This window comes from Cyanobium sp. ULC065 (genome assembly GCF_977927515.1).
This window is the reverse complement of sequence record NZ_OZ376393.1, coordinates 169863-182892: the sequence shown is the minus strand read 5'-3', so window position 1 is coordinate 182892 and position 13030 is coordinate 169863. Positions and strand designations below refer to the sequence as shown.

Annotated in this window: 10 protein-coding genes; 7 read left to right on the top strand and 3 right to left on the bottom strand. The window is 59.2% G+C overall.

All coding sequences use genetic code 11. The annotated features are described in order from the left end of the window. Positions 1-64 precede the first annotated feature (64 nt). Complete coding sequence (locus tag ACXMDP_RS00855) at positions 65-1285, top strand: glycosyltransferase (protein WP_259729061.1); 1221 nt, start codon at positions 65-67, stop codon at positions 1283-1285. A gap of 231 nt (positions 1286-1516) precedes the next feature. Here the strand turns inward: ACXMDP_RS00855 and ACXMDP_RS00850 are convergent, their stop codons facing one another. From ACXMDP_RS00850 to ACXMDP_RS00840, 3 genes are read right to left on the bottom strand one after another with little or no spacing between them, the layout of a single operon-like run. Further along, positions 1517-1735, bottom strand: a complete 219-nt coding sequence (locus ACXMDP_RS00850; protein ID WP_259729062.1) for a DUF6447 family protein — start codon at positions 1733-1735, stop codon at positions 1517-1519. A gap of 59 nt (positions 1736-1794) precedes the next feature. Then, entirely contained in the window at positions 1795-2694 is a 900-nt protein-coding gene (locus ACXMDP_RS00845) for a hypothetical protein (protein WP_259729063.1), read from the bottom strand. Next, the gene (locus ACXMDP_RS00840) at positions 2691-2990 is read right to left on the bottom strand and encodes a GNAT family N-acetyltransferase (RefSeq protein WP_457767001.1); all 300 of its coding nucleotides are present in this window, start codon (positions 2988-2990) and stop codon (positions 2691-2693) included. The genes ACXMDP_RS00845 and ACXMDP_RS00840 overlap by 4 nt, the downstream gene beginning before the upstream one ends. Before the next feature lie 317 nt (positions 2991-3307). Between ACXMDP_RS00840 and ACXMDP_RS00835 the strand changes: the two genes are divergently transcribed. From ACXMDP_RS00835 to secA, 6 genes are all read left to right on the top strand, one after another. Continuing rightward, complete coding sequence (locus tag ACXMDP_RS00835) at positions 3308-4957, top strand: hypothetical protein (protein ID WP_259729065.1); 1650 nt, start codon at positions 3308-3310, stop codon at positions 4955-4957. Between the two features lie 69 nt (positions 4958-5026). Continuing rightward, the gene (locus ACXMDP_RS00830; protein WP_259729066.1) at positions 5027-6193 is read left to right on the top strand and encodes a glycosyltransferase family 2 protein; all 1167 of its coding nucleotides are present in this window, start codon (positions 5027-5029) and stop codon (positions 6191-6193) included. 281 nt (positions 6194-6474) lie between these two features. Next, positions 6475-7272, top strand: a complete 798-nt coding sequence (locus tag ACXMDP_RS00825; protein WP_259729067.1) for an ABC transporter permease — start codon at positions 6475-6477, stop codon at positions 7270-7272. Between the two features lie 57 nt (positions 7273-7329). Continuing rightward, complete coding sequence (locus tag ACXMDP_RS00820) at positions 7330-8754, top strand: ABC transporter ATP-binding protein (protein ID WP_259729068.1); 1425 nt, start codon at positions 7330-7332, stop codon at positions 8752-8754. An 8-nt stretch (positions 8755-8762) separates the two neighbouring features. After that, a complete protein-coding gene (locus ACXMDP_RS00815; protein WP_259729069.1) occupies positions 8763-9557 on the top strand; it encodes a class I SAM-dependent methyltransferase in 795 nt (264 codons plus the stop codon). A 631-nt stretch (positions 9558-10188) separates the two neighbouring features. Further along, entirely contained in the window at positions 10189-13029 is a 2841-nt protein-coding gene (secA, locus tag ACXMDP_RS00810) for a preprotein translocase subunit SecA (RefSeq protein WP_255100534.1), read from the top strand. Position 13030 lies beyond the last annotated feature (1 nt).

Below are 13030 nucleotides of genomic sequence, written 5' to 3'. Positions count from 1 at the left end.
TTCAAGCGGGGCTTCGGCCCCGCTTTTTTTCTGTTCGATCCGTTGACGCCTGAGTTCCACCTGCATGAACATCCTGTTCGTTCATCAGAATTTTCCCGGCCAGTACAAACATCTGCTGCCCTATTGCCAGGCGAAAGGCCACACGGTTCTAGCGCTTGGCAATGTTCGGCCCCTTTCCGCTTTTCCTAAGACCTATCCCTATCGCCACTACGGCTTTGATCGCTCCAGCGGCCGTGACACTGATCCTCTGGCGGTGGACTTTGAAAGCAAGATGATTCGCGCGCGGAGCTGTGCTGCAGCTGCACAATCACTTCGTGATGAGGGATTCATCCCTGATGTGATCTGCACGCATACAGGCTGGGGTGAGGATCTCTTTCTGCTGGATGTATGGCCTACTGCGAAGTTGATTGGTTATTGTGAGTATTACTACAACATCGACGGCTTTGATCTCGGCTTCGATCCAGAGTATTGCTCCAGCGACTCCCTGATTCTGCAAAAGCTGCGAGGCAAGAATGCCAGCATCCTGCTGTCGCTGCAGCAGGTCAGCGTGGGTGTGAGCCCCACCCGTTTTCAGCGCAGCACCTATCCGCAGGAGCTTCGCTCACGCATTCGCATCATTCACGATGGCATCGATACCCGCCATGCCAAACCACAGAAGGATCTCTATCTTGAGGTGCGCGGCCGCAGGCTTACTGCGGCCGATCCCGTCGTCACCTTCGTGAGCCGATCCCTTGAGCCCGCCCGCGGTTTTCACCGTTTCATGCGCGCTCTACCCAGGTTTCAGGAGTTGTGCCCGCAGGCTCACATCATCATCGTGGGAACTCCCGAAGGTGGATATGGTGCGCGTCCCGATGTTCCCCATAAAGAGCAGTTGCTGGCTGAACTTGAAGGGCAGATCAATCTGGATCGCATCTATTTCCCTGGCCGGCTTGCCTATGAAGACTTTCTGCGGCTACTGGCTATCTCTAGCTGCCACGTGTATTTTACGATCCCGTTTGTGCTCTCCTGGTCGTTGCTTGAGAGCATGGCGGCCGGTTGCGTCGTGGTGGGCTCAGATACCGCACCGGTGCGGGAGGTGATCCGCCACGGTGAGAATGGCCTGCTTGTGGATTATTTCAACCCCGATGCACTTGCCAATCAGATGCATGCTGTTCTGAGTGATCCAGAGGCCTATGCCTCATTGCGGCTTGCCGCACGCCGAACGGTGATCAGCCACTACGATCGCGCTGATTGTTTGGCCCGTCACCACGCACTCATTCAAGATGCGTTTCATGGGCATATCTGAATGGCCAGCTGCCGCCAGCTCTTGCCGGTGGTGTGGCGTTCAGAGCTGGTGAGTCACCGGCGATCGGGTGCGGGCTGCGGCATGTTCTTTGCCACAGCCTCATTCCTTCGGGTGCACAACCAGGGTCGCAGACACTACCAAGGCGGCAGGTAGTCTCGCGACAGATCGGAGAGGATGAATGTTGATGGTTGTGCCGGCTTCTCCTCTCAGAGAGCCTGCACATCTCCAACGCTATGGCTGAGTGACTTCGCTGGAAGGCACATCATGAAGCAACTGATCCAGCTTTGCTGATAACACCTGCCGGGCTGTTTCCGCCACAGCCACACTTGCCTGGCCGCGGGTGATCTGCTCCCCTGCAGCCTGGAGCAGGCCGAACACCTGCCTGGCTTCTTCGGGAAGATCTTCGATCACGAATTGGCGCCCCTTGAAGATAATATTTCGAACCGGCATGGCTGAATCCAAAATGCAATGTCACCTTATCACCGTGCTTCCAGGCCTTGGCGTGGTGTTCAGGCCTGTGGCCACTGCTTGGCGTACGACTGAAACGAGGGGTGGCCATGCTCCACCCAATGGAACTGCCTGTGCGGCAGCGCTGGCTTCAGCACGGCGAAAAACCGCAGGGCGGTGAGCGTGGCGGCGGTTTCCAGTGGACCGACGAACCCCTGCTTGGGCAAGGACTGACCCCGCAGCTGCATCACTTGGCTGTTGCTCAGGCAGAAGAGGCCAGAATGTGGATTGGCCGTTCGATCAAACACGATCTCCTGTCCATCCCAGAACCGCCCGCGGCCAACGGCGGCCTGGGGTGTGGTGAAACGGCCGATGAACTCGCTGCGCAAGGGGCCATCCACCAGCAGCCTTTGGCCCGCCTGGCCGGGGATCCGTTCGTAGCGGTGCGGCATCAGCACCGCCTTGTGTTCACAGCCGGCAAGGAACCAGGCCTGTTTGTCGAAGAAGAGGGGATCGCCGATCACCAGATCGTCTTCCAGGTAAAGAGCCAGATCCAGCACGGGCTCAGCCTGGATCAGGAAGTCGCGGGCGGCCAGGGGCAGTTGGCGCGGATCCTCCAGTGACACGCTGTGCAGGGTGAGCCGATCGGCGTAGGGCCGTATCGCTTCCTCCAGTTGATGGCCCTCACTGGTGAATAGATGCAAGTCGAGGCTGATCGAGGCCAGCCGGTGCTTGTCGCCGAACTGCAGGGGCCCGGCGCACTCCAGCACACGTTGGCCGATGTTGAGCACCAGATCCTCCGTGCTGCGCTCCAGTGCGAGCAGGGCGGCCAGGCATCGGCCCAGCGCCAGGCAGCGTTCAAAGCGGGCCCCTGGCTTGCCGGATCCATAGCCTGTGCCGCCGCTGCGCTCACGGAAGTAGTGGGGGATGGCCACCCGCACCCGCAGGGAGGTGTTGCTCATTCCCCGCTGGCCTCACGCCTCATCAGCCGTTGGTGCTGAACGGCGTTGAATCCCAGCTTCCGGTAGAAACCTTCGCAGTTCGTCGTCATCAGATAGGTGCGCTCCACTTGTGCCAAGGCTGGTGCCGCCAGCAACGCTTCCACCAGTTGCCGCCCCAAGCCATGCCCCTGGCTTTGCTCAGCAACAACCACATCCCAAAGCACGGCACGAAACACGCCATCACTGTTGGCCCGGCCAAACCCCACAAGCTGCTGTCCGCTCCAGGCACTCACCACAACGGAGCTACCTTTGAGCATCGTTCGCAGCTGAACCCGGCTTCGTGCCGTTGCCCAAAAGCTGTTGCAATTTAGCAGCTTCTGCAGTTGGCCAATCGCATCCACCGGCCTCAGCCCTGGCCCCAGTCCCAGACGCAGGCTGGGAGCCCCTGCACGGTGGCGAATCACGGAGATCAACAGGCCTGGCTCCTGGCAGAACTGACGACAGTGTTCCATCTTCGCCTCCACCGCCAGCCAGTGGGCTGGGACCTTTCCTGATAGTGTTTGCGAACCAACTCAGGCTTTTGGTGCTTCTTTCGAAGTTGACTCGTTTGGATTGGCTTCTGGCCACCTTGCTGATGGCAGTGTTTCCTGTTTACAGCTGGATGCATGGCCAGGATATCAATTACGACGCTCGCAACTATCACCTTTACGCCGCACTGGCTTTTCTCGCCGGTGATTACGGAGCCGATCTTCTTCCCGGTGGCACTCAGACCTTTCTGAACCCCCTGGCCAGCCTGCCAGCGGCATGGATGTTGGCAGGTAGCCATGTGGTCGGGCCGCTCTTGCCGACGCTGCTGTTCTCATTGGTCCAGGGCGTTGCTCTGCTGGTGATCTATGCGATCGGGTTGCTGTTGTTCGCCCACGATCGCCTCCTGTCATTTCTGGCGGCACTGCTGGGGGGAAGTGCCCCGATGGTGTTGTCCGAGGCGGGCAACACGATGGCTGACCTTACCCTGTCGCTGCTCAGCGTCAGCAGCCTTGCGCTGGCCTTGCTGGCGGTGAGGGGATCTGTTGCACCAGGGCGGAAGCGTGTGCTGGTGGCCTTCTCTGCCGGCATGGCAGGCGCGGCCGTAGGGATGAAGCTCACCTTTCTGATCACCTTGCCGCTCTTGGTGTCTGTGCTGCTACTGGGCCCGCCCGCACCGCAGGGATGGCCGGCGCTGCTCTCCCGGTTGCGTTTGGCCTTGGTGACCTGGCTGATGCCTTTTCTGATCAGCTTCATGCTGTTCGCCTCTCCCCAGCTGTTTCATTCCAGCCGAAATACGGGGAGCCCGTTCTTCCCGCTGTTCAATAACTATTTCCGTTCGCCGCTTCACGAAGACGTCCACCCGCACGAACGTCGTTTTCAGCCTGATTCACCAGCCGCCTTTCTGCTCGCTCCCCTGTTTGATTTCACCGACAGCTTCTTTCCGCCGTTCAATCCTGAGAAGAACCTGCAGACGCGTCGTTCGGAGGTTGGCCTCAGGGATCTGCGCACCTTGCTCTGGGCTCTGAGCAGCCTGGCTCTGCTCGTTCTCCCTGCCCTGCGGCAACGATTAGGCCGGAGGCCACGGGCCTTGGTGCTGGGTCTTGCGGCCTCCTATGTGTTCTGGCTCTTTCTCAGTGGCATCGGCCGCTATGCCATCCCGTTGCAACTGCTGATGGGCTTAGTGATCGCCATGGCCTGCCGGCAACTGCTTGCCCCCCTGCCCCTGCCGCCACGGCTCTTGAACCCCTCGCTCCTTCTCGCTGCCTTGCTGGCGCTCAGCCTGGCGTGCCAGATCACGCCGAGCTGGGGGCGCTCAGGCTTCCAGCAGCACTGGACGCTGATTCGCGCAACCTCCCCATCGGCGCTGGTGCCCGTGCGTGATGGTCGGCTTCAGTTCCCTGCTGGTGTGCCCGTTGTCCTGCTCGATCGACCCATCGGTTGGATCAAGTCGCACACCCTGGCCAGCAACAATCCACTGTTGCACTGGAACCCGGGGATCGCCCCGGTTTCAGTGGATCACTCGAAGCTGCCCATGGTTCACCAGCGGATTCAGCGGCAGCTGCTGGAGAGCGGTTTCGACTCGTTTCTGGTGTTGATGTTTCAAGGTGGTGTTGATCGGCCAGAGGAGCGGCTTCGTGCCTTCTTGGCGGACGCCCCTGAGATCACTGCTGCCGGTTTCCAGGCGGGAACCTGCTCTTTTTATCAAACGAGCAAGGGAGTGGAGGATCTCAGCCTCTGTTCCGTTTCATTGCGTTGAGTTTCTTCACTTCAGCCGAACGCCGCCGGGCGGATCAGCCCAATAGGATGGGAATTCAGAAGTGGTGCATTGGATTTGCAAGTTGATGGCGATCCTCAGCTTAGTTTTGTGATTCCCTGCCTGAATGAGGCGCCTACTCTGGCCGCCACGATTCGTGATTGCCATCGTGGTGGGGAAGCAACGGGCCTCAACTTTGAGATCGTGGTGGCTGACAATGGCAGCTCAGATGGCTCTGTGCAGATCGCTCAGCAGGAGGGTGCACGCGTTGTGTCCGTTCCCATTCGTGGCTACGGGGCGGCTCTCTCTGCTGGCATTAAGGCGGCACGGGGCTGCTTTGTGTTAATGGGGGATGCAGATTCCACCTATCGCTTCGATCAGGCTCCGCTCTTCCTGGCACCGCTGCAAGCCGGGGCTGATCTGGTGATGGGCAATCGCTTCCGCGGCACGATTTCACCAGGGGCGATGCCGTTCTTGCATCGCTATCTGGGCAACCCTGTGCTCAGCCTGTTGGGAAGGATGTTGTTTGGCATTGATGTCGGTGATTTTCACTGTGGATTGCGGGCTTTCCGCAGAAGCTCAATCATGGCCCTTTCCCTTTGCAACACTGGCATGGAATATGCCTCTGAGATGGTCATCAAGGCCAGCCTTCGTGACATGCACCTGGTTGAAATTCCTACGGATCTTCGCCCCAATCCACCGGGTCGTCGCCCCCATCTGCGTACGTGGCGAGATGGGTGGAGGCATCTCAAGTTCATGCTTTCTTTCAGCCCGCGCTATGCCTTTCTGGGGTTTGGATCTGTGTGTCTGGTGGCCTCGCTGCTGTTGTACTCTTCCTATGCAACTCAGCTTTCAATCTTTACGGGTACAACCTCGCTCCTGGTTGCTGGTTTCCTGTTCTATTCTGCTTGTGCGCTGATTTCTGATTATGTGGTTACCCGCTTCTTCTTCGCGCAACGCTACGGCAACCACATCGGGCGTGGCGGCCGGTTGATTGATCGCTTGCTTCATGGTCGATCCGGAATCGATCGCCTCATGAAGTCTTCGGTGGTCATGCTGGCTCTCGGTACGGTGCTCATGTTGATTGTTTTGCATGCCTACCAAAACGCCTCGCTCTCTGAGCGCGCCATCAGCCAGTTGGCTTTCCTGGCCTCGGTATCCCTTTCAGTGGCCCTCTTCTCTTATCTTACTGGAGCGAAGATCTCCACATTGGTGGCATTCCAGGATCGCGAATTCTAGGCACACGCGTTGATTCATTGCGCTTTGAGCATCAATTCAAAGGCATTTCTTCATTGAGGCCTTTTCTATGATCTCGCCAGCCATCACATGGCCTCTTTCGGTTGTTCCGGGCGCTCAGAGGCCGCAGATTGATTGTTGCTCCTTGAGGAGTGACAAGCCTCTACAATGGACTGCCGGCCATCCTGATTTCTCCGCCCCATCAGCACGCAATGATTGTAACTCGCCGTGCACTTGGCCATAGTCCAAGCCGCCATCCGCTCAGCCCATCACGTAGGTGGAGGTTGCAGTTTCCCGCCGTGCTTCTCAACAATCGTGAGCTCTGGTGGCGGCTGACAGAGCGGGAGGTGTTGGGGCGCTACCGGGGTTCGCTACTGGGTTGGACCTGGAGCTTTCTTCAGCCCCTGTTGATGTTGGTCGTTTATACGTTTGTTTTTTCGCAAGTGTTCCAGTCCCGTTGGGGCACCTTGCAAAATCAGGGCTCTCTGGCTTTTGCCGTCAATCTATTCGCTGGCCTGATTGTATTCAACCTCTTTGCTGAATGTGCGAATCGGGCGCCCGGCCTGGTCTTGTCACATCCAAACTATGTGAAAAAGGTTGTGTTTCCGTTGGAGATCCTGGCCTCTGTTGCTCTTGGCAGTGCCGCCTTCCATGCACTCGCAAGCCTCATCATTCTTCTTGTCTTCGAACTGGTTGCGTTTCAGGCCATTCCAGCTTCCATCCTTTGGCTGCCGGTGATTTGGATTCCTCTCCTCCTTGGCTGCCTTGGGATCACCTGGCTGCTGTCTTCTCTGGGGGTCTTTTTGCGGGATATCGGCCAGGTTGTGCAAGTGGTGGTCAGCATGCTGATGTTTCTGAGCCCGGTCTTCTTCCCGATGTCCGCGATGCCACCACGTTGGCAGCCTCTGTTGCAGCTCAACCCCCTGGCGCAAGTCATTGAGCAGACGCGTCGCGTGGCTATTCAGGGGGAGGCTCCTGAGCTTGGCTATGTCGTTGTTGGCCTTCTGCTTGGGGTTGTGATCGCTGAGCTGGGGCTACGTGTGTTTCAAAAGGCTCAAGGGGCCTTCGCTGATGTGATGTAAGAAGCACCACCCCATGAACTATAATCTTTCTCCGGCGTCCCTGCTGCCACTTCCAACGTGACTATTGAGTCGGATGATCTGATGATCCACGTGGAAGACTTGGGAAAGTGCTTCCACATTTACGACGATCCCACGCAACGTTTGAAGCAGGCCCTTTGGCGTGGCCGTCGCCAATACTTTCGCGAGTTCTGGGCCTTGCGGAATGTCAGCTTTGAGGTGCGCCGCGGAGAAACACTTGGTGTGATCGGGCGCAACGGCAGTGGCAAGAGCACCTTGTTGCAAATTCTTTGTGGCACCCTTACGCCGAGCGAAGGGCAGGTGCAAACGCGAGGTAGGGTTGCTGCCTTGCTGGAGCTTGGTAGTGGCTTCAACCCTGAGTTCACAGGAATAGAAAACATCTATCTCAACGCTTCCCTCTTCGGTCTTAGTCGAGAAGAAACCGCAGAGAAGCTCGAGGATATTCTTGCTTTCGCTGACATCGGCACCTTCGTTGATCAACCGGTTAAAACCTATTCCAGCGGAATGTCTGTGCGGCTGGCGTTCGCTGTCGTTGCTCATGTAGATGCCGACATCCTTGTGGTGGATGAGGCTCTCAGCGTGGGAGATGCCTTCTTCAATCAGAAGTGTTTTCGCTTTCTGAATCGCCAGCGAGAGGAGAAGTGTCTGCTCTTCGTGAGCCATGACACGCAGGCTTTGCGTAGCCTCTGCAATCGAGCCATTCTTCTTGAGGCGGGTCGCATCAAGTTCGCTGGAGAAGCGTCCACAGTCAGCGACTTCTACCTTGAGGACCTTTACATCGCCCAGGACGCATCAACTGGCCGCTCAGTGACGGCTCCAGACATGCCCACCCAGCCACCTGTTGAGCCTGCGGAGGAGTACTACACCCGTTGGCGCGACTACCGACAGGAGCTACGGCTCAATGCAGGGCTTGGTAATTTGATTGAGATCACGCCTTTTGATCAGGCCCTGTTGCTCTCCAGCTCGTTTGGAACCGCGGAGGCCAGTCTGGAGAGCGTGCACCTGGTTGATGCGGCGAGTGGCCTGCCGCTTCGCACGGCCATGGGCGGAGAGCTTGTCGATCTCTCGATCACAGCCCGTGCCCACGCAGCGATCCGCCAGCCCATTGTGGGGTTCATCTTCAAAGATTCTCGTGGGATGGCGGTACTCGGAGACAACACCTGTTTATCCCATCCGGATCCCACCTTCACAGTCCCGGCCGGAGACACTTACTTCGCTCGCTTTCGATTTACCCTGCCTGTGCTGGCTCCTGGTGACTACGCCATTGCCGTGTCCCTGGCGGCAGGAACACAGGAAGACCATCGTCAGCTGCAGTGGCAGCATGATGCCTTGATCCTCCATAGCGAATCGAGTGCCATGTACGCCGGCATTGCAGGGCTGCCGATGCAGGAGATCGAGTTTGGCTGTTTGCCCCACCAAGACAGCCCATCCAGCAAGGAGCTGGGAGCTTGCCACCGTCAATGAACATGCCGATGGAACGAAATCTTGGCCTTTTGCCCCGCTACCTGGCCCCCTCGGCGTGGTGGGAACATGTGCCCATAGCCCATTGGCTTGTGGAGCATCTCCAACCGCAGACGGTCGTGGAGCTTGGTACGCACTTTGGAGTTTCTTTTTTCGCATTCTGTGAGGCGGCACAGGCATTTTCACCTCAAACCTTTGTCTATGCCGTTGACACCTGGCAGGGAGACGAGCATGCGGGCGGGTATGGAGAGGAGGTTTTTCAACGCGTTCAGAGCGAGCAGGATCGCAACCATCGTTGTCGTTCGCGGCTGGTGCGGTCCAGCTTTGATGAAGCCGCTACTCACTTTCCATCCGGAGCCATTGATCTTCTGCATGTCGATGGTCTGCACACGTATGACGCCGTCAAGCACGATCTCGAAACCTGGCGACCGTTATTGAAGCCCGAAGCCGTGGTGCTGTTTCACGACATCAATGTGAGGGAGCGTGGATTTGGTGTGTGGAGGTTATGGAACGAGCTGCTGGAACGTTCCGATACCCATGGGTTAGGCCTTCTCCATGGCCATGGCCTGGGCCTATTGAGTTTTGGCACGAGCGAGCCCGCTTGGCTGAATTCGCTTCGGGAGATCCTGCCGCTGCTCACTGCCAAGGGCAGCCTTCTCGCCCAGATTGCTGAACTGCGGCCTGAATGCCAGTGGGGTGAGCGTAACCACCTGCCCTACAGGTTGCAAGCTGAGCAGCATTGGCATTCCCTGCAGCAAGCACGTGAAGAGCTTGAACGGTTACGCCATGAGCAGAGGGGCGAATAACCCACGGTCCACCCTGTTGCGCACCTGCCGATGCGTCCTGCAGCCATCCGATGCAGGCGTTTGCTTTGCAGTGAATCCCTTCTGTAGGGAGATCTGACCCTTCCCGTCACCCCCAGCACACGTACACCTATCCCTTTGTCTGTTGATTTCCCCCAGACCCTCCGCCTCACCGTCGTGAAGACAGCGTTGACGCTCTAAGCCGCTTCAGCAGCCTGTTGATGCTCGCATAGCAGGCACTTCGCCGACGTCAAGGAGATGACGCGAGCACCTTGCCAGGCCGGCTTGTCCCCACGTTTTGGTGTGGGGGGCTGACGCCGGCCGATCGATGCCGACCCGTTCATCCCTGACGGCTTTCCAGCAACGAGCTTTTCTCGCTGGTGGCCCCGCCACTCTCGCCCTTCGGTTTGGGTGAGCCTCTGACTTGCCCTGGCCTGTTCTGGCCTGAAGGGCATCAGCGACGCCCGCTGCCCAGCTGAAGCCGCCAGCTTCGGCGCGCCAAGGCTGTACACACGACCAGCAGGGGTGGATTCCCGCTGGCGCGGGTGCCGAAAACCCTTGCAGCAGCTGGCTTCTCCGCTCCCGACCATGATTTTGCGGTGGTAGGGTGAGGGGATACGAATGGTCCGTTTCCATGCTCAAGCTCCTCCTGGGAGATCCCAATGCCCGGAAGCTGAAGCGCTACCAACCGCTCGTTTCCGACATCAATCTGTTTGAAGAGGAGGTGGCCCCTCTCGACGATGACGACCTGCGGCGCAAGACCGTCGACTTCCGTGAGCGCCTGGCGAAGGCGGAAACCCCGGCCCGCCAGCGCCAGCTTCTCGATGAGCTCCTGCCTGAAGCCTTTGCCGTGGTGCGTGAAGCGGGCAAGCGGGTGCTCGGGATGCGCCACTTCGATGTGCAGCTGATCGGCGGCATGGTGCTGCACGAAGGGCAGATCGCCGAGATGAAGACGGGTGAAGGCAAGACCCTTGTGGCCACCTTGCCTTCCTATCTCAATGCGCTCACCGGCAAGGGTGTGCACGTGGTCACGGTGAACGACTACCTGGCGCGTCGTGATGCCGAGTGGATGGGGCAGGTGCACCGCTTCCTGGGGCTGTCCGTGGGGCTGATCCAGCAGGACATGCCGCCCAGCGAGCGGCGTCGCAACTACGGCTGCGATATCACCTATGCCACCAACAGTGAGCTGGGCTTTGATTATCTTCGCGACAACATGGCGAATGATATCGAAGAAGTGGTGCAGCGTGAATTCAATTATTGTGTGATTGACGAGGTTGATTCCATCCTGGTGGATGAAGCGCGCACGCCCCTGATCATCTCAGGGCAGGTGGAGCGCCCCCAGGAGAAATACCGCCGCGCTGCTGATATTGCCAATGAGCTCATCCGTGCTGAAGGCAGCTCGAAAGATGGTGTGGATCCCGAAGGGGATTACGAGGTGGATGAGAAGCAGCGCAATGTGACCCTCACCGATGAGGGGTATGCCAAGGCTGAGCAGTTGCTCGGAGTGGAAGACCTGTTCGACCCCGCCGATCCCTGGGCCCACTACATCACCAATGCGCTCAAGGCCAAGGAGCTGTTCATCAAAGATGTCAACTACATCGTGCGCGGCGAAGACGCAGTGATCGTGGATGAGTTCACCGGCAGGGTGATGCCCGGCCGCCGCTGGAGCGATGGGCAGCATCAGGCGATTGAGGCCAAGGAGAATCTGCCGATCCAGCCGGAAACTCAGACACTCGCCAGCATCACCTACCAGAACTTCTTCCTGCTCTATCCACGCCTGGCCGGCATGACCGGCACCGCCAAGACAGAAGAAGTGGAATTCGAGAAAACCTACAAACTCGAAGTGACTGTGGTGCCCACCAATCGGCAGCGCTCCCGCACCGATCTGGTGGATCAGGTGTACAAGAACGAAGTGGCCAAATGGCGGGCGGTGGCTCTGGAAACCGCCACCATTCACCACGACGGGCGCCCCATCCTGGTGGGCACCACCAGCGTGGAGAAGTCGGAGCTGCTTTCCTCTTTGCTGGCCGAGCAGGGCATTCCCCACAACCTGCTGAACGCCAAGCCCGAAAACGTTGAACGCGAGGCGGAGATCGTGGCCCAGGCCGGCCGGGCCGGAGCCGTCACGATCGCCACCAACATGGCGGGCCGCGGCACCGACATCATCCTGGGCGGCAACACCGATTACATGGCACGGCTGAAGCTCAGGGAAGTGCTCCTGCCCCTGCTGGTGCGGCCCGAGGAGGGCCATCGGCCCCCGATCCCCCTGCCCCGGGAGGCTTCCCGCGCCGGTTTTGCTCCCGGTGCCGCCCTGCCGGCCTCGGCGCCCAGCGAAGCCCGCGCCATCGGCGCTCTTTTCCCCTGCGCTCTCACCCCCGCCACCGAGCAATCGTTGGTGGAGCTGGCCCGTGAACTGGTGAAAGCCTGGGGTGACCGGGCCCTCAGCGTGCTGCAGCTGGAAGACCGGATCGCCCAGGCGGCGGAGAAGGCCCCCACCGACGACCCCCAGATTCAGGCGCTGCGCAGCCTGATCGCCCGGGTCCGCGCCGAGTACGACGTGGTGGTGAAGGAGGAGGAGGAGCGGGTGCGGCAGGCCGGTGGTCTGCATGTGATCGGCACTGAGCGGCATGAATCGCGCCGGGTCGATAACCAGCTGCGCGGCCGGGCCGGACGCCAGGGCGATCCCGGCAGCACCCGCTTCTTCCTTTCGCTGGAAGACAACCTCCTGCGCATCTTCGGCGGTGAACGTGTGGCCGGATTGATGAATGCCTTCCGGGTGGAAGAAGACATGCCGATCGAATCGGGCATGCTCACCCGCTCGCTGGAAGGGGCGCAGAAGAAGGTTGAAACCTACTACTACGACATCCGCAAGCAGGTGTTCGAGTACGACGAAGTGATGAACAACCAGCGCCGAGCGGTGTATGCCGAACGGCGGCGCGTGCTCGAAGGCCGGGAGCTCAAGCTGCAGGTGATCGGCTACGGCGAACGCACCATGTCTGACATTGTGGATGCCTATGTGAACCCTGATCTGCCGCCCGAGGAATGGGATCTGGGCCGGTTGGTGGCCAAGGTTCAGGAGTTCGTGTATCTGCTGGCCGATCTCACGCCCGAGCAGCTCCAGGGCCTTTCCACTGAAGAGCTCAAGGCGTTCCTGCGCGAGCAGCTGCGCAACGCCTACGACCTCAAGGAGAGCCAGATCGAGCAGGTGAGGCCTGGGCTGATGCGGGAGGCGGAGCGGTTCTTCATCCTCCAGCAGATCGACACCCTCTGGCGCGAACATCTGCAGGCCATGGATGCCCTGCGTGAATCGGTGGGTCTGCGCGGCTACGGGCAGAAGGATCCCTTGATCGAATACAAGAACGAGGGCTATGACATGTTCCTGGAGATGATGACCTCCATGCGCCGCAACGTGATCTACTCCATGTTCATGTTTCAGCCCCGCATGGAAACCGCCGAAACGGTGGTCACTGGCTGAG